This is a genomic window from Mycobacterium sp. MUNTM1, assembly GCF_054660795.1.
The window spans coordinates 33,709-53,245 of the sequence record NZ_BAAGDE010000015.1 but is presented as its reverse complement, the minus strand read 5'-3'; the positions used below and the strand labels follow the sequence as shown (position 1 = coordinate 53,245).

At 66.3% G+C, this 19,537-nt stretch carries 22 protein-coding genes; 5 read left to right on the top strand and 17 right to left on the bottom strand.

Features of this window, described 5'->3' with window-relative positions; all coding sequences use genetic code 11:
- Positions 1-103: 103 nt before the first annotated feature.
- Positions 104-526: a nitroreductase family deazaflavin-dependent oxidoreductase gene (locus tag ACYQ8K_RS11125; protein WP_459968813.1), complete on the bottom strand. Its 423-nt coding sequence runs from the start codon at positions 524-526 to the stop codon at positions 104-106.
- Between the two features lie 154 nt (positions 527-680).
- On the opposite strand from ACYQ8K_RS11125, the gene ACYQ8K_RS11120 reads away from it, so the two are divergent.
- Together ACYQ8K_RS11120 and ACYQ8K_RS11115 are read left to right on the top strand one after the other, a co-directional pair.
- Positions 681-1,580: a class I SAM-dependent methyltransferase gene (locus ACYQ8K_RS11120; protein WP_459968913.1), complete on the top strand. Its 900-nt coding sequence runs from the start codon at positions 681-683 to the stop codon at positions 1,578-1,580.
- Positions 1,581-1,707: 127 nt separating this feature from the next.
- Complete coding sequence (locus ACYQ8K_RS11115) at positions 1,708-2,397, top strand: class I SAM-dependent methyltransferase (protein WP_459968811.1); 690 nt, start codon at positions 1,708-1,710, stop codon at positions 2,395-2,397.
- A gap of 21 nt (positions 2,398-2,418) precedes the next feature.
- On the opposite strand, the gene ACYQ8K_RS11110 is transcribed toward ACYQ8K_RS11115, so the two are convergent.
- The 3 genes from ACYQ8K_RS11110 to ACYQ8K_RS11100 are packed head-to-tail and all read right to left on the bottom strand — an operon-like array spanning position 2,419 to position 4,957.
- Positions 2,419-4,071 (bottom strand): PPE domain-containing protein, encoded by a 1,653-nt coding sequence (locus ACYQ8K_RS11110; RefSeq protein WP_459968809.1) that lies wholly within the window; start codon positions 4,069-4,071, stop codon positions 2,419-2,421.
- A gap of 2 nt (positions 4,072-4,073) precedes the next feature.
- On the bottom strand, positions 4,074-4,379 hold the full coding sequence (locus tag ACYQ8K_RS11105; protein ID WP_459968808.1) for a PE family protein: 306 nt from the start codon (positions 4,377-4,379) through the stop codon (positions 4,074-4,076).
- Positions 4,376-4,957: a hypothetical protein gene (locus tag ACYQ8K_RS11100; RefSeq protein WP_459968807.1), complete on the bottom strand. Its 582-nt coding sequence runs from the start codon at positions 4,955-4,957 to the stop codon at positions 4,376-4,378. Before ACYQ8K_RS11100 ends, ACYQ8K_RS11105 begins: the two co-directional genes overlap by 4 nt.
- Before the next feature lie 98 nt (positions 4,958-5,055).
- Between ACYQ8K_RS11100 and ACYQ8K_RS11095 the strand changes: the two genes are divergently transcribed.
- The 3 genes from ACYQ8K_RS11095 to ACYQ8K_RS11085 all read left to right on the top strand — a co-directional run bounded on the left by ACYQ8K_RS11095 (position 5,056) and on the right by ACYQ8K_RS11085 (position 6,520).
- The gene (locus ACYQ8K_RS11095; protein WP_459968911.1) at positions 5,056-5,454 is read left to right on the top strand and encodes a hypothetical protein; all 399 of its coding nucleotides are present in this window, start codon (positions 5,056-5,058) and stop codon (positions 5,452-5,454) included.
- The gene (locus ACYQ8K_RS11090; RefSeq protein ID WP_459968805.1) at positions 5,451-6,239 is read left to right on the top strand and encodes a hypothetical protein; all 789 of its coding nucleotides are present in this window, start codon (positions 5,451-5,453) and stop codon (positions 6,237-6,239) included. The genes ACYQ8K_RS11095 and ACYQ8K_RS11090 overlap by 4 nt, the downstream gene beginning before the upstream one ends.
- A 113-nt stretch (positions 6,240-6,352) precedes the next feature.
- The gene (locus tag ACYQ8K_RS11085) at positions 6,353-6,520 is read left to right on the top strand and encodes a hypothetical protein (RefSeq protein WP_459968803.1); all 168 of its coding nucleotides are present in this window, start codon (positions 6,353-6,355) and stop codon (positions 6,518-6,520) included.
- A gap of 55 nt (positions 6,521-6,575) precedes the next feature.
- Here the strand turns inward: ACYQ8K_RS11085 and ACYQ8K_RS11080 are convergent, their stop codons facing one another.
- From ACYQ8K_RS11080 to ACYQ8K_RS11020, 13 genes are all read right to left on the bottom strand, one after another.
- The gene (locus tag ACYQ8K_RS11080) at positions 6,576-6,923 is read right to left on the bottom strand and encodes a hypothetical protein (protein WP_459968801.1); all 348 of its coding nucleotides are present in this window, start codon (positions 6,921-6,923) and stop codon (positions 6,576-6,578) included.
- A 9-nt stretch (positions 6,924-6,932) separates the two neighbouring features.
- Positions 6,933-7,157 (bottom strand): hypothetical protein, encoded by a 225-nt coding sequence (locus ACYQ8K_RS11075; protein ID WP_064878624.1) that lies wholly within the window; start codon positions 7,155-7,157, stop codon positions 6,933-6,935.
- A 282-nt stretch (positions 7,158-7,439) separates the two neighbouring features.
- Positions 7,440-8,702 carry a TetR/AcrR family transcriptional regulator gene (locus tag ACYQ8K_RS11070; protein WP_459968799.1) on the bottom strand — a complete coding sequence of 421 codons (1,263 nt, stop codon included), beginning with the start codon at positions 8,700-8,702 and terminating at the stop codon, positions 7,440-7,442.
- A gap of 129 nt (positions 8,703-8,831) precedes the next feature.
- Entirely contained in the window at positions 8,832-9,617 is a 786-nt protein-coding gene (locus tag ACYQ8K_RS11065; protein WP_459968798.1) for a mannan-binding family protein, read from the bottom strand.
- Positions 9,618-9,629: 12 nt separating this feature from the next.
- Entirely contained in the window at positions 9,630-10,226 is a 597-nt protein-coding gene (locus tag ACYQ8K_RS11060; protein ID WP_459968797.1) for an Mce protein, read from the bottom strand.
- Positions 10,227-10,261: 35 nt separating this feature from the next.
- On the bottom strand, positions 10,262-11,512 hold the full coding sequence (locus tag ACYQ8K_RS11055; RefSeq protein ID WP_459968795.1) for an MlaD family protein: 1,251 nt from the start codon (positions 11,510-11,512) through the stop codon (positions 10,262-10,264).
- The gene (locus ACYQ8K_RS11050) at positions 11,509-12,741 is read right to left on the bottom strand and encodes an MlaD family protein (protein ID WP_459968794.1); all 1,233 of its coding nucleotides are present in this window, start codon (positions 12,739-12,741) and stop codon (positions 11,509-11,511) included. Before ACYQ8K_RS11050 ends, ACYQ8K_RS11055 begins: the two co-directional genes overlap by 4 nt.
- A 2-nt stretch (positions 12,742-12,743) precedes the next feature.
- Positions 12,744-13,859: an MCE family protein gene (locus ACYQ8K_RS11045; RefSeq protein WP_459968792.1), complete on the bottom strand. Its 1,116-nt coding sequence runs from the start codon at positions 13,857-13,859 to the stop codon at positions 12,744-12,746.
- On the bottom strand, positions 13,856-14,902 hold the full coding sequence (locus ACYQ8K_RS11040; protein WP_459968791.1) for an MCE family protein: 1,047 nt from the start codon (positions 14,900-14,902) through the stop codon (positions 13,856-13,858). Before ACYQ8K_RS11040 ends, ACYQ8K_RS11045 begins: the two co-directional genes overlap by 4 nt.
- Positions 14,895-15,974, bottom strand: a complete 1,080-nt coding sequence (locus tag ACYQ8K_RS11035; protein WP_459968789.1) for an MlaD family protein — start codon at positions 15,972-15,974, stop codon at positions 14,895-14,897. Before ACYQ8K_RS11035 ends, ACYQ8K_RS11040 begins: the two co-directional genes overlap by 8 nt.
- A complete protein-coding gene (locus ACYQ8K_RS11030; protein ID WP_459968787.1) occupies positions 15,971-17,530 on the bottom strand; it encodes an MlaD family protein in 1,560 nt (519 codons plus the stop codon). The genes ACYQ8K_RS11035 and ACYQ8K_RS11030 overlap by 4 nt, the downstream gene beginning before the upstream one ends.
- Entirely contained in the window at positions 17,531-18,388 is an 858-nt protein-coding gene (locus ACYQ8K_RS11025) for an ABC transporter permease (protein WP_459968785.1), read from the bottom strand.
- 1 nt (position 18,389) lies between these two features.
- Positions 18,390-19,259 carry an MlaE family ABC transporter permease gene (locus ACYQ8K_RS11020; protein WP_459968909.1) on the bottom strand — a complete coding sequence of 290 codons (870 nt, stop codon included), beginning with the start codon at positions 19,257-19,259 and terminating at the stop codon, positions 18,390-18,392.
- Positions 19,260-19,537: the final 278 nt, after the last annotated feature.

The window sequence follows — 19,537 nt, the reverse complement described above, 5'->3', positions numbered from 1 at the left end:
AGGGGGCAGTGCGCAAGTGGTCAATCGGACGAGCCGAGTGCATATCGAATGCAAATTTTATCGGTATTCATCGAAGGTGGCCCGCCCATGAAACCGAAAGCGGCTATTCCAGGACGAAAACGGGGATCTGTCGCGCCGTCCTCGTCTTATATTCCGCGTAGGGAGGAAACGCCTCCACGGCCCGCTGCCACCACTCCTCGCGTTCGGTTCCCTCGAGCTCGCGAGCCGTCAGCGCGACAACCTTGTCCCCGTCTTGCAGCGTCACCGCCGGATTCGCCTTCAGGTTGAAATACCAAACCGGATGCTCCGGGGCGCCGCCGTGCGACGCGACAATGACGTAGCGGCCATCTTTCTCGACCCGCATCAACGGGACATAGCGCTGCTTGCCGGACTTCGCCCCGGTGACGGTCAGCAGAACAATCGGACGATCGAAGACCTCGACTCCATCGGTCGTGCCCTGACTCAAAATCTGTTCGGTCTGATCGCGCACCCACCCACGCGGGCTCAATTCGATTTCGTCAGCCATACCTACAGCGAACACCCACGCCAACCCTCCGCATTCCCCGGGCTCGCCCGCGCGGCCGCGCGGGGAACCGGTGGCTCCGGCACCGAGGAGTACAGTTGAGGAATCGCTTAAATACGCTAACTAAATGCGCGCAGGGCGCGGAGAGGAGACGGGCGTGGCCCGCACCGAGAACGACACATGGGATCTGGCGTCCAGCGTGGGGGCCACCGCAACGGCGGTCGCCGCACAGCGGGCCATCGCGTCACAAGGCCCGGACGCCCTGCTGAACGACCCCTGGGCCGATCCGCTGGTCCGCGCGGTGGGCAGCGACGTCTTCATCAAGCTGCTCGACAACCAGCTTGACCGCAGCGACGATCCGCTGCTGAACCGCCAGGCCGTGCGGGAGCAGATCACGGTACGCACCCGGTTCTTCGATGACTTCTTCGTGCGGGCGACCGAGTCGGGTATCCAGCAGGCCGTCATTTTGGCGTCCGGCCTGGACACCAGGGCCTACCGGCTGCCCTGGCCGGCGGGCACGGTCGTGTACGAGATCGACCAGCCCGAGGTGATCGAATTCAAGACACGCACTCTGGCCGACCTGGGCGCCACACCCACCGCGCAGCGCCGCGCCGTGTCGATCGACCTGCGTGACGACTGGCCTTCGGCCCTGGCGGCGGCCGGGTTCGACGCCGGCAAGCCGACCGCGTGGAGCGCCGAGGGGCTCCTGGTTTACCTGCCACCCGAGGCGCAAGACCGGTTGTTCGACAACATCGCCGCCGCTTCGGCGCCGGGCAGCCGGATCGCTACCGAGCACATGGACCTGCGCGACATCCCCTCGGACTGGGCACAGAAGTTGACCGAGCGGTCCCAGCGCATCGGCTCCAACATCAATCTGGCCGAGTTGTTCTACACCGGCGACCGCAATCCTGCCGGCGAATACCTGGCCGCACGCGGCTGGCGGATCGATATCCGCACGACCGAGCAGGCTTTCGCCGCCCAGGGGTTCGCGGTGCCCACGGACGAGCTGGCCTCGTTCGGCGAAGCGTCCGGCTACCTGACCGCGACCCTCACGTAGGAGCAACCGGGCCGGGGTTCAGCGCGCCAATTCGTCGGCAACCGACTGCCATCCGGCGAGCCGGTAACCGTCGCCCTCTATATCAGCACCGTTGACATATATCAGGGTCGTTGATATAAACGAGGTCATGACGCAACCGACTCACGAGATGTTCGAATCCGCCTACCGGGGCGAGGCTCCCGAGATGGGCGAGGGCAACCGGCCGCCGTGGAGCATCGGTGAGCCGCAGCCAGAAATCGCGGCCCTCATCGAGGACGGCAAGTTCCACGGCGACGTGCTCGATGCCGGCTGCGGCGAGGCGGCGGTGTCGCTGTATCTCGCCGAGCGTGGCTTCACCACGGTGGGGCTGGACCAGTCACCCACCGCCATCGCGCTGGCAACCGAGAAGGCCGCCCGGCGGGGACTTACCAGTGCCACCTTCGCCGTCGCCGATATCAGCGACTTCACCGGCTACGACGGCCGCTTCGGAACCATCGTCGACAGCACCCTGTTCCACTCGATGCCCGTCGAATTGCGCGACGGCTACCAGCAGTCGATCGTGCGGGCGGCGGCGCCCGGCGCCTCGTACTTCGTGCTCGTCTTCGACCGCGCCGCGCTGCCGGCCGAGGGCCCCGTCAATGCGGTCACCGAGCCCGAGTTGCGCGAGGCGGTCTCGAAGTACTGGGTGATCGACGACATCCGGCCGGCCCGCATCCACGCCAACGTGCCCGAGAGTTTCCTGGCGGGCTTTGAGGCCTTCGCCGGCGCCGACATCCGCGACGAGGAGAACGGCCGCAAGTCCGTGGGCGCCTGGTTGCTGTCCGCACACCTCGGCTGACCGCACCACGGAGCGCGCGGCCTACGGGCCTTCCCAGCTCTCCGGCAGCATCGGTATGCGGGCGCCGTCGCCGGATTCGTTGCCGGCCAACGTGTTCAGGCCCCCCGCGCGCACGTCCGGTCTGGGTAGCGTTCCGGTGAAGCCCTGTACCAAGTCGCCGGAATCCGAGGGCCGATACCGATCCGGCGCTGCCGACGCGACCGCGACCGCTTCCTCGTCAGCCTCGATGAATTCGTAGCGGTATCCGGGGTCGACGATCGATCGTGGACGCCGGCGGGAACGCCCCTGCTCCTGCTCGGCCGCCGCAACGCCGGCCGCCGATGCTGCGGTCTGCCCGGCGGCGAGCGGGCTTCTGGCCCGAGTTTGCGCCGTCGATTCCATGCCGAGCCCGACGCTGCCCACCATGTAGCCGAAGCCCTCGGCTCCGGTCACCGGGGCCGGGGGTACGGGCGGGGTCGCCGGCGGAGCGATCGCGGAGGCTACGGGTACGGGGGTCGACGCGACCGATGTTTCCGGTGCTACCGGGCTGGTCGGGGCCATCGGAGCCATCGCCGGGGCGGCCGACACCACCGGCGGTTGCACACCCACCGCGGCGGGCTGCGGCGTGGCATCGACGGCGGACGGCTGCGCCAGTCCGGCCAACCCTGCCAGTCCGGCCAGACCCGCCACCGAGCCCAGGCTGGTGACCGCCAGGCTCATACCGATCGTAATGAGCAGCGGCAATTCCTGGATCAAAAATCGCAACGTGCGGATCGTCCAGTTGACGATCCGGTAGAGCTGCCACACGATGAAATATTCGATCCCCGACAGTGTCCAGTTCTGCGGATTCAGCAGATACTCGAGGGCCTGCAGGTTGCCGCTGAAGAAGTTCGACAGATTCTCCAAATACTCCGAAGGGCTCCAGTTGCCTTGTCCCTGACCGGGAATCTGTTCACCGTCGGGCCCGAACAGCATTTCCCAGATCTCTTCGGGGGTGGGCAGTTGAAACGAACCCGTCCCGCCGCCGCCGCCCGCGCCGGTTCCCCCGCCGGTACCGCTTCCCGCGCCGGTGCCGGTACCCGTGCCCGTTCCACTGCCCGTTCCCGTTCCGGTGCCGGAACCCGTGCCGGTGCCCGTGCCCGATCCGGTGCCGGAACCCGAGCCGGTACCGGTCCCCGTGCCCGACCCGGCGACGCTGCTCATCTGCACGGCTTCGGTGGTCGCCTGGTAGGTGGTCATCGTGGTGGCCGCCTGGGTCCACATCCGCGCGTAGTCGGCCTCGTTGACCGCGATCGGAATCGTGTTCATCCCAAAGAAATTCGTCGCCACCAAGGCCGCGTGCGTCGCATGATTGGCGGCGAGTTCCGGCAGCGTCGGCATCGCGGCCAGCGCGGCGGTGTACGCGGTGGCCACCCCCTGATGTTGGGCGGCGGCCTCGGCGCTCAACGCGCCGGCCAGCTGTAGCCACGCCAGATATGGCATGTGCGCGGCCACGTACCTGTCGGCGGTAGGGCCGTCCCAGACCGGCACGGATCCAGTCAACACGGCCGTCAATTCGGTTGCCGCCGAATCGTATTGGGTGCTCAACGAGGTCCAGGTTGCCGCGGCCGCCAGCAGCGGACCCGGTCCCGGGCCGCTGCTCAGGAGCGTCGAGTGCACTTCCGGCGCAAGGGCCATCCACACCGGCGCGGTCATCGTCAGCCTGCGCCCAGATAGGTCGACGCGGCCGCCGCATCACCGGCGACGTAGTTGACGCCGGCCAGGCTCACCCCCAGCCCGGCCCGCCCCAAGACTTCAACACCCTTGGCCGCCGCGGCCGAATGCTGGCTGCCCCGTTCACTGAACACGGCGGCGGCCGCCAGCGATACCGGGTCGGCCGCCGGCGGGGCCACCACCGAGACCACCGGGGCCGCGGCCGCATGCGCGGCCGCCAGTTGAGCGGTGATCGCGTCGACCGCCGCGCTCGTCGCGGCCAGGCCCTCGGGAATAACTCGCAGCGTCACAGCGGCCGCTCCTTGCATCGGTTTCCGTCCAAAAATGCGCCGGCCCGCACCGACGGCGGGCGACCCAGACCAAGTGCCACCACCCAGGCGAGCAGGCCGGCCACAATCCCGAAAACCAGATGCCAACCCGCCCGCTCGAGCATCCCGTTCGATGCCCACGCCGAGATTTTGGCTCCGGAGTGCCACGAAATGGCCGAACTGGCAAGCGCCACAAGGTGAATGGGTGCGGCCGCCAGCGCGAGCAACCACCGGCGGACCCGTACGACGGGTAGGGATGCCACGGCGCACAGCAACACGGCGGCGGCCAGATAGCGACTGCTCCACAACGGATCGCTCAACCCGTGCATCGGCAACGCCGCGATCGATGACGCCGCACCGACCGCGAGCACCGTCTCGCGCCGCGCCGTCACCAGCGCGACCGCCACCAGCATGGTGAGCCAGATCAACCCACGGTGTCCCGGCAGCCCCAGCGGAATCCGGATGTCGGTGGAGGCGACGATAATGCCGACCGCCAGCAGCGGGAACGCCGCCTCCCGGACGGCAAGGTGCCCGGCCGCCGGTCGCTGCATCACGGTCATGCGGGAATGATAGATCGCCAGGACCTACGCTTATCCTCATTCTCGGCGTATTCACAGGAAAGGATCCGTAAATGCGTAGCAATACGCGTCTGGCTCGGGTGATTGCGGTCCTGGTCGTGAGCGCCGGGCTGGTGGCGTGTGGCGGGTCGGAGACCGAGCTGCAACTCGTCGTGCACGAGAACCACCAAGTGCTGCAACGATTTACCGTCTCGCGGCTTCAGCAGCTCCCTCAGGTGGAGGTCGCCACGCCGCAATCGCACGGCGCACAGGTCCAGAAGGGACCCAGCGTGCGTTCGATCCTCAATGCCGCGGGCGCGACCGGCGTCGTCAGCGTGCGGGTGGAAGGCCGCGACCCGGCCCAGACCCTGACGGCGGCCGAGCTCGACGATCAGACCATTCTCGGCTTCACCAAACGCAACACCCTCAAGCTCACGGGCCCAAAACTCGGCCGTGACCAGTGGATTCGCGATGTCACCGACCTGGTGGTCAATCCGTGACGGGCCGCACCGCGCTGGCCGATGTGGACCTGCTGATCGGCATCGACGACACCGACAACCCCTACACGCCCGGCACGGGTCGGCGGGCCCGGGCCCTGCTCCACGAGCTGCAAGCGGCGAGCCTCGGCTCCCCCGCCGGCGCCACGCGTCATCAGCTGCTCGTCGACGATCGGATCCCGTATACGTCCCATAACTCGAGCGCGTGCCTGGCCTGGCGGAGCCCCGGCGGCGATCCACACGCGGTGCGAACCGGAATCATCGAACTCGCCGGGCAGTTCCTGGAACGGGTGTGCCCTCCCGATGCGGACCCCGGGCTGGCCGTCGTCGTTCCGGGTGAACTCGCCGGTGCCGCGCCACGACTGATTGAATTCGGGCGTCGCGCCAAGCGAGAAGTGTTGCATCCCAGCGAAGCCCGCGAACTCGCCGCGGCGCTCGGGGTGCATCTGTCCGGACACGGAGGTACCCGCGAGGGCATCACCGGCGCGCTCGCGGCGGTCGGGCTGCACCTGTCCGGCAACGACGGGCTGTTCATCACGTTGCCCGGCATCCGCAAACTGCCCGACCAGGCCACGGTGGACACGGTGTTCGCCATGGCGCCCATCGACGTCGCCCGCGACAGCATGCACCGTCTGCCCCGCTCCGGCGAGGTGATCGAACTGGGCGACTGGGTGCGCCCGGTGCTGCTCGGCGGGCTGGCCGTCTTGCTCCTCGAGCCGCCCCGTCAGCAGGACGACGGGAGCAGAACCTGGCGGACGGCACCGCGCGCTGTGGTCAAGCAATACTGACTGCGCGGCGCCGTGAGCAGGGCGATCGGCTCCGACGGCATTCGCCGGGTTTCGGGGCCCGTGATTCGGGAGATCCTGCCAGGAGGCAGTGCAGACGTTCAGAGGAGATCTCGGTGGATCAGCAAGTCAACTCCGACCCGGCCGCTAGGCCCGAGGACGCCCAGAAGGCAACCGAGGAACAGCGCAAGCTGCAGGAACAACTCGATCACCAGGACGAAGATCCAGACGGCCCGGGATTGCACCAATCTCGGCACGACCTTCCCGACGAGAGCACACGGTAGTCGGCGAAAGCCGATCATTCACAACGTGTTTGGTGCCGTCTAGCCGGCGTCGGTCTCAGGATGGGGATTGCGCCGCGGATTGTGACGGTGCCGGTCGCCGGTGGTCATGGGCAAGTGCCGCGGCCGCCTGCCAGGTCAGCGCCATCCCGCCCAGAACCGCGGTCGGGATGGCCCACAGCCGTCGCACCATCAGCGCGCTACCGCATTGGTCAACGTAGTTGGTGCCCGCTGGGCCGACCGCGCTTGACGCCTGGTTCAGCTCCGTCGTAAAGCCGTTGCCGCACTTGACTTGCCAGCCGAACTGATCGTAAGCATCGATGAATACCGGAAGGTACAGGGCGAAGAGCCCCCCAGCCAACAACACCACGGCAGCGAACACGATCATCGGCCCGCGGTTGAGCATGCGAGCCCCCTAGGTCATGCACACGTTGGCGAAAAGCAGCACCGGCCATGACACGATCGAGCCGAGGAATGACACCACCAGATCGGCGCCGTGCATGTCGTGCAGATGCTGGGTGTGGGTGCTCGACCAGATCACGCCGACGATCAGGTACGGAGTCCCCAGCAGTATTGCCAGACCCAGCAGTTCGGCGATGGTCAACTGATACTCCAGAAGTGTGCGAATCCTGGCGAGCATGGGCATGCCTTTCGCGCGGGCGCTGCCGGGTCCGAAGCCGGCCCACCCGAACTGATGAGCACCGCACCACGCCCCGGGGCGGGGATTAGACGCATCTATGTTAATGCCCGTTCGTGCGATTTGGTAGTGCAGTCACCGATCGGCAGCGCTCGGGCACAGCGGTAGAGTACGGAGATATGGTGCCGGAACGCGACGTTCGGCCCATCTGGCTGCTCCGCCCAGTGAATACCCAACGAGCAAGTGGGGATTCATTCTCCGGTGCCGGCTTGCCCCAAAGCCCTGTCAGCGGCGCTGCCGACCACCCCGAGGCGCATTGCGGGACGTTGCGGCCGGTCGTCCCAGCACCGTGACCTCCATCAGGCGCCGCACCGTAGGGCTCGCGGCCGCACTGGTGTTGGGGTAGACCAGGCGGCCGATGTCCACCGCAAGTGCGAACGCGGCGTGCACGGCGTAGCGGGCGCGGCCGAGGGTGAGTTCCGGGCTGGCCGCGGCGGCGAGGCTGGCCCAGGATTCGACGGTCGAGCGCTGAATGTTGTAGAGCAGCACCGCGTCTGTATCGGGCAGGTTATGACGCTCGGTGTAGTACACGCACGCGAGTTCGGGGTTGGCGAATGACCGGGTGACATAGGCCTCGATGAGCTGTGCGAGCGCCTGTTCCGGGTCGGCGTTGGTGGCCAGGATGCTGGACAGGTCACCGGAAAGTTGATCGGCGGCCCGCCGATAGTAGACCGCCAAAATGGCGGCCTTTCCCGGAAAGTATTGATAGATGCTGGCGACCGGTATGCCGACCGCTGCGGCGATATCTTCCATTCCGGTTTCGCGGTAGCCGCGCTCGTTGAACAGGCGCATCGATTCGTGCAAGAGAAGCTCATAACTTCCGGCCGCGCTGGTCAGCGTCGACGACCGCGACTGGTCGGGTCCGCGGCCCCGCTGGCTCGGCAACTCGGCGTGCAACACCGCGGCGGCGATATCGGCCAGCGCCGCGCGGATCTCGGCATTACCCAGGCGGGACCGGTGGTCGGTGATGCTGCCGATGACACTCAGGGTGGCCGCCGACAAGATCCAGCGTTGCCGAGACGTCAATTTCGGCCGCAGCCTCATCAGCGGGCGCTGCAGGCGGCGGTTGATGAGTTTGATCTGTTCGGCCAGAGCGCGCTGATCGTCGCCCCGGAGGTAGCGGCCCTCCCACCGATACAGTCCGCCGGCCGTCCGGTTGACGATCGTGGCGTCAATCAGCGCGTCCGTCAGAGCGCTGAGTTGTTCCTCGGGATCGCCATCGGCGGGCAAGGCGTCCGCGAAGGCCGTGGCGTCGACGAGTTGCTGCCCCAGCGCCAGGAAGACCTCGCGGAACAGGTCGTATTTGCCTTGCGAGTGGCGGTACAAAGCGGCCGCGGAGATTCCCACCCGCGCCGCGATGTTCTCCATGCTGACCGCGTGATAGCCCAACTCGCTGAACGCATCGGTGGCGGCGCGCGCGATCTGGACCTTGCGGTCCTTCGGACGCCGCTTTACCTGATCTGCGGACGAGCGGCCAGCCGACGGCATACAGATCACCGTAGCCGCAGCGGCGGTTGTCCGGGCGATCGGTAGACGACCGGAATCGCGTAGTCGGCGAGCCGACCACGCACGGCTGGACGCGGCGTTGTACCCGAGATCATCAGACGTCTGTACCCGTTACGCTCCGCCGAATTCCGGACGCAGCACCGAGCCGAGTGCGCTGAGCGGAATGTGCGGCTCGACGGCGCCTCCGTCCATCGACCACTGCTCGGACTGCCCGTACTGGATCGGAGAGTCGTGGCCGACCGGATAGTCCGGCATGTAGAGGATCAGCTCATCGGGTGTCAGCGCCCACGCCTTGTAGGCCCCCGAGAACACCTTGTCCGGCGTCCACCGATCGACGGTGAACGGATACGTGCCGGGATTGTGCTGCCATGCGGCGCGGTCGAGCGCCTCTTGGATGAACGGCTCGGCCAGCGGCGGAATGGCGGCCAGCGGATCGACACCCGGCTTGGTAATGTCGGCCAGCTGTAACCGCCTACCGCCCGCCATATCGAAGGTGAACGTGCGATAGGCGTTGTTGAACGCCGGGCCGTCGGCGTGGTAGTCCTCGTGGAAGGCGACGCTGAGCGCGCGCCCATGGGAAAACACCTGATAGTTCTCCTCGCCCCAACTGTCCTGGACCATTGAAGCGCCCTTGGTACGCCAGTTGTTCATCAGGTTGCGCAGGTATTCGCGGATGGGTGGGCCGCTGGTGGGATTCTCGACCAGATCCCCCGGCAGCGCCATCTTGATGTCCCGCACCGCCTTTCGCTCGGACAGCACCGAGGTGTGGCAGTACTGCCCGTCCCAATCGCCGCCGAGATCACCGCAGAACGACTGCGCCGACGCCGATGCCACCGGTGCGCCGCACACCGCCGCCGTCACCATTGCCACCGCGATTGGGAGCCGGATCAACCGCATAATCGTGACGTCCTAGGGCAATTCGACTCTGCTGGCCAGCCAGCGGCCACCGACGTTCTCCATCGTGATCTTCATCCGGCTGCGGTCGACCCGACCGTCGGGACGCGCCGCGTTGCTGACGGTCTGGTCCACCATCAACAACACCACCACCTTGTCTCGCGTCTGCGATTGGATCGCAGAGTCCACCACCGTGCCGTGCGCCGCGGCCTTGTTGTCGATGAGCAATTGTCGAAGCTGGGCGCTGGCTCTGGTGTAGGTGTCCTTGAATTCCCCTGTGGCTCCGTCAAGTACGGCGGAGAAATTCTGGTCGACCTGGTTGGAATCGATGCTCGTCAGCACCTGGGCATAGTTGACCGCGGTTCGCTGGGCGGCCTGCCCGGCCTGGCTGACCGTGTGCTCGTCCCACAGCTTCCAGCCCAGCCCGCCGGCGAGGCCGACCGCTCCCGTGTAGACGGCGACGACGAGCGCGATACGGGCGTAGCGTTTCCACGGCCTGGTGCCGCGTTTCGCGATCTGCTCGCCGGAGTCGACAGGGGCCTCCTGCTCGTCGTCGGGCGGCTTCTCGATGTCATCGCCCGTGCCGCAATCCTGGTCGGCGGTGATCGTCACGGTGATGCCTCCTTGCGGTCTCGAATGCTCATGGTTCAGTGGGGCGGCTCAATCGGCAGCACCGGTCCGCCGTACGGCGTGGGAATGGTGAAGCGCCCCTTGGGCGTTGGATCCGCCGTCTGACCCAGGTCGGCCCCGGGCGGTGGACCCGCGGTGTCGTCACCGCCCGGTCTGGGCGCATTCTTGGCGCCCCGGACCAAGACCTGTGGGTCGTCGTCTCGGCAGTAGGTGTACAGGAAGGGTTCAGGGTAATCCGCGGACGACGACGGCCGCCGCGGGGTGCCGTAGTCGCACGTGTAGCGCGGGTAGATGTCGGCGGTCGCCCACAGTCCATGCTCGTGCATGGTCGTCATCAAGGCCTCGAGGGTCGAGCCGCGATAGTCGGGGAAGACCGCGTTCAACGCGGGGACGCGGACGTAGATGATCCGCGCGGTGGTCACCAGATTGGCCAGCAACCCGACCATGGTGTCGGAGTTGTCGTCGAACAGGTTGTCCACCGAGGATAGGGCGTGCGGGGTCTGATCGACGAATTTGCGGTAACCACGGTCCATTTTGTTCACGCCGGTCATCAGGTCGCCGACATTGCGCGACGTCGCATCGAGCCCGGCATTCTTGTCGGACAAGGTCGTCAGCACCACCCGGCTGGTCTTGAGCATGCTCACCGTCTGCGGCAGCACCGGATCCATCGTGGACAGCAAGAAGGTGGAGCCGTCGATGATATCGGTGAGCTTCTGCGGACCCTCCTTGCTCAAACTCAGCTCCCGCTTGACGATTTCGAGCTTTTTCGGGTCGGTTTGGGCCAGCAGCCCATCGGCGTCGGCGAGCACTTGGGAGAGCGGGATGGGCGTGGCGGTGTGCTGGGGACCGATCACGCTGCCGTTCGCCAAAAACGGGCCGGCGCTGGACGTGGGCTCGAAATCGATGTACTGCTCCCCAGCAGGGGACAACCCGGACACTCGTACCGGGCTGGCGGCGGGGATCTTGGCATCGGCATTGATGTTGGCGATGACCTCGACGCCGGTCGGCGTGGGCCTCAGCGATTGGATCCGCCCGACGCGGATCCCGCGGACCGCGACGTCTTGATTGGCCAGCAGCCCACCGGATTCGGCCAACCGGATGGTGACCCGGTAGGTCGACTGCAGTGGATTGACGCGTAGCGCCCCGAGCGCCAGGTAGGTCACGCCGATCACCAGGGTCAGCACCAGCGCGAGCCCGGACAGCCAGGCGCGCCGGCGATGGCCGGCTCTGACGGCGCCGACGATGAGTCCGCCGATGGTGTTGATCATCGCGGTGGCTCCGGGATCATCGGGTCCGGCGGCGCCTCCCCGGCCGGCGCGGGAGGAAGCGGCGGACCGACCGGCGTCCAAGGACTTTGGCCCATCGGTGTCTGGGGGCCGCGGCCCACGACCCGTTCCTGCAGGCGCCACAAAACGTATTTGATGGAGCCGATCAGGTAGTTCCAGTCGCGGCGCATGGGGCCGTGGAACGCCGGATCGCCCTTGAACCCCCCGGTTTCCGCCCCGGTACCCGGTCGCGACCCCATGACCAACCGATCGAAGCTGCCGCGCACCGAGATCGCGTCGCTGGGCGTGGCTTTGACGAACGGCGGAATCAGCCGGTTGAGTCCGGCGAGGCTGGTGTCGGGGCTCAGCACGACGTCATTCCATGCGGCGGCGATGGTGTTGGCGTCCTTGATGACGCTGCGGCCGGTCTTGTCGGTGCCGGCGATGGACGGGAATTTGGACAGCTGATGGGTCGTGGCGCCGAGCTCGCCGACGACGTCGGCGATTTCGTCGGCATTTCTGGACAACACATTGGTCGCCGGTCCGATGGCCCGCAGAACATCGGAGATCGCCTGGTTCTTCTGGTCCAGCCGGTCGGCCAGGGCGGCCGTTTCGGTCACTGCGGCGTCGATCTGGTCCGAGCGCGAATTGAGTTTGCTCAGAAGCATATTGGTCCGGTTGATCAGGTCACCGAAGGCGCGTCCTTGGTCGCCGGTCGCCTTGCCGGCGCCGTTGACGATGTTGGTGAAATTGCGGACCGAGCCCCCGTTGACCAGCAACGCGGCCGAGCTCAGCACGCTCTCCACGGTGGCGGCGGCGCGGGTGGCGGCCAGGCCGATGGTGTCACCACTTCTCAGCAGCGGCGCGCCGGGATCTACCGGGGTGGGGGGCTTTATCGCGACGAACACGTCGCCGAGTGGTGTCGCCGACCGCAGCTCGGCGGTGCTGCCGACCGGGACGCGGACACCGTCCATGATGCGCAGCGTCGTCACCGCGGTGTAGTTGCGCGCGGACATCGATTCGAGCTGTCCGACGTCGGCGCCTGCGAGTTTGACTTTCGCGTGGGCCGGCAGGTTCAGCGCGTTGGAGAAGACGGCGTTGAGCAGGTATCCGCCGCTGCCAATCCCGGGCGCCGGCAGCGGCAGGCTGGACAGCCCGTTGGTGGCGCAGCCGGAGCTGACCATGACCGCGCTCAGCGCCACCGCGAATGCTTTGTGCTTAGCCGCGTTCATCGCTACTGCCCCATCGCCGAGAGTCCGTCGAGAATGTAGGTCAGGCCGAAGTCGGGGCCGTAGTCTTGCAGCGTGCCTGTGCTGCAGCCGAGTTGGCGCAAGTGCATGAGGTTACAGAGCTCCTTGGCGGACTGGCTGTCGGTCAGGGCCTTGTCGAGCAGCCCGTGCACGCGTATCGCACCGTTGTTCTGATCGACGGTGTTGTACAGGTTCTCCAGCGTCATGGGAAGCACGTCGAGCATTTCCGATACCCCGCGCTGATCCTCGACGATGGTCTTGGCGGCGGTGTCGCCGTTGCGCACCGCCTGTTTGAGGTTGTCCCGGTTCTGCTCGAGCAGCGTGGTCACTTCTTCGAGGATGCGGTTGATGGTGCGCCCGGTGCTACCGGTGCCGAGCCTTTCGTCGGCGAGCATCTGGCTGAGCTGCCGTGTTGTGGAACCGAATTGGCGTACCTTGTTGTCGTTGCGTGCGGCGGCCTCGGTTATCGAGCTGAGGTCGGTGATGATCGTGGTCAGCTGCTCGCGGGTGGTCCCGCCGCGCTCGGAGCTGAGCCGCAGGGCGTTGGAGAGCTCGTCGAGGGCGGACAGGATTTTCTTGCCGTTGCCGTCGGTGATGGCGACGGCGGAGTCGGTCAGGTCCGCGATGGGTCCGCCGCCCTTCCCGTCGCCCTTGAGCGACTTGGACACCTTGTCGAGCATGTCGAGCACACGATCGAAAGCCACGGGCGTCTTGGTTCGGGTCAGTCCGATCGTGTCGTGGTTCTTCAGCAGCGGACCACCCCGGTAGGGCGGGGTGAGTTCGACCTGGCGGTCGGTGAGGATGGAGGTGGTGATGGTGACCGCGCGGGCTGCGGCCGGGATCTTGACCTTCTTGTCCACGGTCAACTCCGCCTCGACGTAACTGCCTTTGGAGGTGACCTTGCTGACCTTGCCGACCGGCATGCCGAGGACGGCAACAACGTTGCCTTCGTAAAGGCCGGCGGCGCTGTCGAATTGCGCAGTCACCGTCATGGTGTCCAGGCGTGACTTGACGTAGTGGCCGGCTACCCCGATGGCGACGGCGGCCAGCGCTACGGCCGCGACTCCCAGCGCGATGAGTTTCCGCCTGCCGGAAATCATTTGCAGTCCTTGAAGTACTGGATCATCTTGAATTCCTTGGCGCGACCGCTGATGGCACACATCCACGAATCGATCGCGAGCCCGTTGGGCAGGTTGAACTCGACCACCGGCCCGTAGCCGGTCGCGTTGGTCAGCCCGCGCAGGGCCACCGGCGCGACCTGCAGAAGATTGCGCAGCAGGTCGTCGTGCTGGCCCACCATGTTCGTCAGCTCGTGCAGGTTGGCGAACAACTCGTTGAGCAACGGCCGGTTGTTGACCACGATCTTGTCGAGCTGATCGACGAGGTCGGTCAGCCCCGCGAACATGGCGTGGAAGGTGGCTTCGCGCGCGACCAGGTGCCCGAGCAGGTCCTGCCCCTGATCCATCAGGTGTCCGATGTTGGTCTGCTGGCGCCGCAGGGTATTGACCACTCGCTCAGTGCTTTTCAGCAGCGTGCCGAGCTGACCTCGGCGGTCGGCAGTGATCGTCGACAGCGTCTGCAGATTCGCGACGGCCTGCGGAACCAGCGGCGGCACCCCGCCGAGTTGCTTGCCCAGCACCCCGAGCGACTGGGCGAACTGGTCGGAGTCGACCTGCTCGAAGGTGGTGGTGGCGTCTTCGAGCAGCGACTGCAAGTCGTAGGGCACCTCGGTGTGCGTCAGGCCGATCGTCTTGCCCGGCAGCGAACCCGGGCCGTCAGGCACCAGCTCGAGATAGCGCGAACCGAGGATCGTCATCACCTTGATCACCGCTCGGGTGTCCTTGCCCAGCGCGACATTGTCACGCACGCTCAAACCGGCTTCGACGTGATCGCCATCGAGTTTCATGCTGGTGACGTGTCCGACTTCGATGCCGGCGATGGTGATGGGGTTCCCGGGCCGCAGCGTTGCGGCTTGTAGGAATTCGGCGGTGTAGTGCGTGTAGCCGACGCCGAGCAACTTGATTCCCAGTGCCGCCGCGACGAGAACGGCGACCAACACCAGTCCCGCCAGCCCGAGCCAGGTCCTGTTGTACGACTCGAGCGGACGGCGCCGAGCCCACCGGGTCTTCAATGATTCAGCCATTGGCCATGTTCCTGCATCGCGGGGTATGCCACCCGAGGTTCTTGGTGGTGATCGGATACGCGTTGCCCGGTGTGGCCGCGTTGACGATGAAGGTCGTGATGTCGTTGAGACCGGGGAAAAAGCCGGCGGCGTTCAGGTCGCACGCGTACGCGTTGCCGTAGGAACCCTCGCTGACAGCTCGCGCAAATCCCTTGAGGAGCAACGGCAGGTTGTCCCCGGTGAAGGCCAGTTGAGGTTCGATGCCGACCATGTGCTTGCTGAACCCGGGCTCTCGGGTGATGAGTTCGTTCAACGACGGATCCACGTCGTCGGCTATCGCCGAGAGCCGGCGGGTTACCTGAGCGATCGACCCCACCGAGTCCTGCAATGACGCGCGGCGGTCGTCGAAGTTGGTTACCGCATCACGGGTTTGATCGAGCGCGTGATCAAGGTCGTCGTTTTGCCGGGCGACGGTATCGGTGACCTTGGTCAGGCTGCTGATGAGGTCACCCAGGGACTGATCGCGCGCGGACAGCGTCCTGGTGATCGTCGAGGTCTGCTCCACCAGCAGCGGGATGGACGCCTGATCACCCTGCAGCGACTGCAGCACGCCCTTGGTCAGGTCGTCGGCGTCCTTGGCATTGAGCAAGGTGAACAGCGGCTCGAAACCGTTGAGCAACTTCCCGACATCGAAGGACGGATCGGTCTGCTGCACCGGTATCACGCTCCCGGCCGGGAGCAGGCCCCGGTTGCCGATCTCGCCCAGCGACAAGCCCAGATACCGCTGCCCGATGATGTTCTGGTAGGTGACCGACGCGACCGTATTGCCGTACAAGTGCTGGTCGTTTTCGACGATGAACGAGACCTTTGCCAATTTGCCGGTGAGTTCCACGTTTTCGACGCGGCCGACGCGCACCCCGGCCATCCGGACGTCATCGCCGATGCGGAGCCCGTACACGTCGGTGAACATCGCCGCGTAGGGAGTCGTCGGCCCGGCCACGTCTCGCCGCAGGGTGGCGTACACCATCCACGTCACGGCGACGGCGAGCGCCATGAACATCGACAGGCCGATCAGTGGTCCCCGCCCCTTCATTTCGGCCCAACCGCCGGCGGCTGCTGGAGTTGCAGCGTGACCGCCGTGCCGCGCGCCACCGGCCCGAGCAGCAACTGCGTCGCCACCGACGCCGGCCTCCCCTGGCCGGTGATCCAACCCAACTGGTCGCGTTCGTGTTGACTGCCAACCGGACCGACGTTGCCGCCGTACCCCGATGGCGCGACCGCACCGGGCGGCCCCGGACTCGGTGCCGGTGGGGCGCCCGCGGGCGGCGGCGCGTCGTCGGGATCGGCCGTTCCCGGGACGCGGGGAGCCGGCCCGATCGGCCACGGCCACCACGGCAACGGCGGATTGGGATCCTGCAAGCTCGGGTTGGGGTTGTACAGTGGCGGCCCGACGGGGACGAGGTTGTTGTCGGGCCCGATCTGGGTTCCCGGGGGCGGCGCCAGATCCGCTGGCGGGTGGTAGTTCTGCGGCAGCAGAACCTCGGGCAGGTCGGGGCGCACCGCGATCGTCGGGGCGGTATAGCAACTCGGCCCGAGTAGCTGGCCGTAGCGCGGGCAGTCGGCGCGCGTGTAGGTGTAGGTCGGGGTCAGTGCCAGGTTGACCCGCATGTTTCCCGTGTCGAGTTCGGGGTCCCACACCTGTTCGAAGAACTTGTCGGACAACCGGTTCAGCCTGGTGAAGATGGGCACGAACTTGTCGCTGTGCAGCGCGAACACACCTAGGGCGGGGGTGAGGTTCTGCGTCATCTCGATCAGCTGATCGGTGTGATTGTCGAACGCTTGGCGGCTCACCCCGAAGGTGTGGTGCGAGCCGGCGACCAGAGACCGGAACTGCTCACGCTTTTCGGCGAGGGTCTGCATCGGTTTGACCGCGTCGTGTAGCACGTCGACCAAGTCGGGTGCTGTGGACTGCAGGCCCCGGGTGGCGTCCAGCAGCGCGGAGACTGTGGACGGCCCGGGGTCGGTGGTGACGATGCCGTTGAGCTCGTCGAGCACCCGCGTCATCTGGGCACCGGCGGTGAGCAGCGCGCCGCGCCGGTTATTGGTGGCGGCCGCGACGGCGGCGAGTATTCCCACGCTGTGGTCTTCGCGGCCCCGGCCGGTCGCGGCAAGGATGTCACGCAGCTTGCTGATCGTGGTCTGAAAGATCACCGTCGACAGCTGCACGTCTTCGGGGATGCGTGCCCCGCTGCGGATGCTCGAACTCGGAGGGCCGTCGACGAGTTGCACCGACGAGACCGCGAACACGTTGCTGGGGACCACACGTGCGGTCACCCCACCCGGAATGTCTTTGGCGTATTCGGGTTTGAGGTTGATGTGCACGTAGTTGGGTTTGCCGTAGGCCGCCGGAATGACATTGTCGACGGCCCCGACGAGCAGCCCGTGATACTTCACGTCGGAGCGGGCGGGCAGACCGTCGCCCACGTTCGTCAGCTCGGCGACCACGCGGATGTAGTCGTTGAGCCGGCCGGTGGACTTCAGCAGGAGGCTGCCCGTGACCAGTCCCGCTATCAGCAGCACCGCGACGCCCATGGCGAGCAGCTGGTGATCTGATGGGCCCCGCCCGTCGAAGTCCAATGAATTCGGCATTCAACCACCGAATCTCGCGCCGGCGTCGATGCTCCACAGCGCCATCGTGAGCAACATGTTGACCATGATCACCACGGTGATGCTCGCCCGCATGGCATGCCCGGCGGCTACCCCGACGCCCTCGGGTCCGCCCGAGGCATAGAAGCCGTAGTAGCACTGCACGGTGGACGAAAGCCACACGAAGACAACGCACTTGATCACCGAGTAGGCGATGTCCTTGGCGCTCAGCATCATCGTGAAGTAGTGCAGGTAGGGGCCGACGGATCCACCGCTGATCACCTCGGCAACGACCTGACACGTCAAATAGGTCACGGCCAGGCAGGCGACGTAGAGCGGTATCACGGCGATGACTGAGGCCATCAGCCGGGTCGTCACCAGGAACGGGATGGGGCGGATGGCCAAAGATTCCAGGGCATCGATCTCCTCGGCGATGCGCATGGCACCCAGCTGCGCGGTGAATCGGCAGCCGGCCTGCATAGCGAAAGCGAGCGACGCCATGATCGGCGCCAGCTCCCGGGTGTTGACCAGTGAGGAGATGATGCCGGTGGCCGGGCCCAGGCCGAGGAGATTGAGGAAGTTATAGCCTTCCACGGCGACCAGTGCTCCGGCGGTGAACCCGAGCACCACCGCGACGCCGGCCGTGCCGCCGCCGACGACGATCGAGCCGTTGCCCCACGCGATGTTCGACAGCAATCGCAGGAATTCCGAGCGATATTGGCGCAGCACCGAGGGGACGGCAAGTACGGCGCGCACGAAGAACACCAACATGTGCCCCAACCGCATGGTCGGGGCGGCCGCGGCACGATAGGCGCCGACGATCGGCCGGGCCAGCGTGGGGACGTAGGTGGAGGCCGTCATCTCACAGCCCCGTCCTGGGGTACAGCGCGTTGTACAACTCGCTGATCCCGACGTTGACGATCATCAGCACCAGGATCGACTCCACCACCGCAGCATTCACCGAGTTCGCGACTCCCGCCGGGCCACCCTTGGTGAATAGCCCTTTCTGGCAGGCGATCACCGCCACGATCGCGCCGTAGACTACGGCTTTGAGCAACGCGACGATCATGTCCTCCGTGGTGGCGAACGACGAGAACGTCGCCACGAAGCTTCCCGGCGCGCCGCGCTGGAAATAGACGTTGAAGAGGTAGCTGGCCAAAAACCCTACGAAGCAGGTGATTCCGGTCAGGGCCACACCAACCATGATGGCCGCGGCGAAGCGGGGTACCACCAGGCGGCGAATCACCGAGACTCCCATGACCTCCATGGCGTCGGTCTCCTCGCGCATGGTGCGGGAGCCGAGATCGGCGGTGATGGCCGAGCCGACGGCGGATGCCATGAGCACCGCGGCCACCAGTGACGCGGCCTGCCGGATGACCGCGAGTCCACTGGCCGCCCCGGCGAGTGAGGTCGCGCCGACTTGGTTGGCCAGCAGGGCGAATTGGATGGAAAGGGTCACCCCGATCGGCAGCGCCACCAACACCGTCGGCAGCACCGCCGTCGCAGCCATGAATGCGCCCTGGCGGATGAACTCCGCCCATTGGAACCGCCCGGTGAACAGGTCGACCATGCAGTACTCGATGGTGCGTATCGCGAGGATGTACTGCTCGCCGAGGGTGTTGAGTGACGCCAGGGGATGCCGTACGACGTATCCCGCGGACCACTCTTGGATAGTGGCCACGTTGTCGCGCGCTCGGTCGTCGCTGAGCGAGCGGTCGTCCTGGGCGGTCATCGCCGGATGCGGCCCAAGGTGATCACTTGCAGGCACCGATGCTCGTCGGTGAACGGTCGTTGTGCCCCCACGGGCGGCTATGTTAACCGCTGCTCAGCTTCTGCGGAAGATCCCGCCTGACAAAGTGGGCCGACCTCGCGGCCGCGAGCGAGGTCGTGCTCCGGCGATGACTGGTGGTCATTGGGCTGTTTACCTGGTAGCAGGCACTTGACGCGTCGCCGAGATCGCGAGAAGATCGCCTACCTAGATACAGATGTTAATGGTGATTTCGGCGATGA

What these genes read in the sequence shown, in the direction of transcription:
- ACYQ8K_RS11125 (WP_459968813.1), bottom strand. Translation starts at nt 526, where the DNA reads ATGGCTGACGAAATCGAATTGAGCCCGCGTGGGTGGGTGCGCGATCAG.
- ACYQ8K_RS11115 (WP_459968811.1), top strand. Translation starts at nt 1,708, where the DNA reads ATGACGCAACCGACTCACGAGATGTTCGAATCCGCCTACCGGGGCGAG.
- ACYQ8K_RS11110 (WP_459968809.1), bottom strand. Translation starts at nt 4,071, where the DNA reads ATGACCGCGCCGGTGTGGATGGCCCTTGCGCCGGAAGTGCACTCGACG.
- ACYQ8K_RS11100 (WP_459968807.1), bottom strand. Translation starts at nt 4,957, where the DNA reads ATGACCGTGATGCAGCGACCGGCGGCCGGGCACCTTGCCGTCCGGGAG.
- ACYQ8K_RS11080 (WP_459968801.1), bottom strand. Translation starts at nt 6,923, where the DNA reads ATGCTCAACCGCGGGCCGATGATCGTGTTCGCTGCCGTGGTGTTGTTG.
- ACYQ8K_RS11075 (WP_064878624.1), bottom strand. Translation starts at nt 7,157, where the DNA reads ATGCTCGCCAGGATTCGCACACTTCTGGAGTATCAGTTGACCATCGCC.
- ACYQ8K_RS11070 (WP_459968799.1), bottom strand. Translation starts at nt 8,702, where the DNA reads ATGCCGTCGGCTGGCCGCTCGTCCGCAGATCAGGTAAAGCGGCGTCCG.
- ACYQ8K_RS11065 (WP_459968798.1), bottom strand. Translation starts at nt 9,617, where the DNA reads ATGCGGTTGATCCGGCTCCCAATCGCGGTGGCAATGGTGACGGCGGCG.
- ACYQ8K_RS11055 (WP_459968795.1), bottom strand. Translation starts at nt 11,512, where the DNA reads ATGATCAACACCATCGGCGGACTCATCGTCGGCGCCGTCAGAGCCGGC.
- ACYQ8K_RS11050 (WP_459968794.1), bottom strand. Translation starts at nt 12,741, where the DNA reads ATGAACGCGGCTAAGCACAAAGCATTCGCGGTGGCGCTGAGCGCGGTC.
- ACYQ8K_RS11045 (WP_459968792.1), bottom strand. Translation starts at nt 13,859, where the DNA reads ATGATTTCCGGCAGGCGGAAACTCATCGCGCTGGGAGTCGCGGCCGTA.
- ACYQ8K_RS11040 (WP_459968791.1), bottom strand. Translation starts at nt 14,902, where the DNA reads ATGGCTGAATCATTGAAGACCCGGTGGGCTCGGCGCCGTCCGCTCGAG.
- ACYQ8K_RS11035 (WP_459968789.1), bottom strand. Translation starts at nt 15,974, where the DNA reads ATGAAGGGGCGGGGACCACTGATCGGCCTGTCGATGTTCATGGCGCTC.
- ACYQ8K_RS11030 (WP_459968787.1), bottom strand. Translation starts at nt 17,530, where the DNA reads ATGCCGAATTCATTGGACTTCGACGGGCGGGGCCCATCAGATCACCAG.
- ACYQ8K_RS11025 (WP_459968785.1), bottom strand. Translation starts at nt 18,388, where the DNA reads ATGACGGCCTCCACCTACGTCCCCACGCTGGCCCGGCCGATCGTCGGC.
- ACYQ8K_RS11020 (WP_459968909.1), bottom strand. Translation starts at nt 19,259, where the DNA reads ATGACCGCCCAGGACGACCGCTCGCTCAGCGACGACCGAGCGCGCGAC.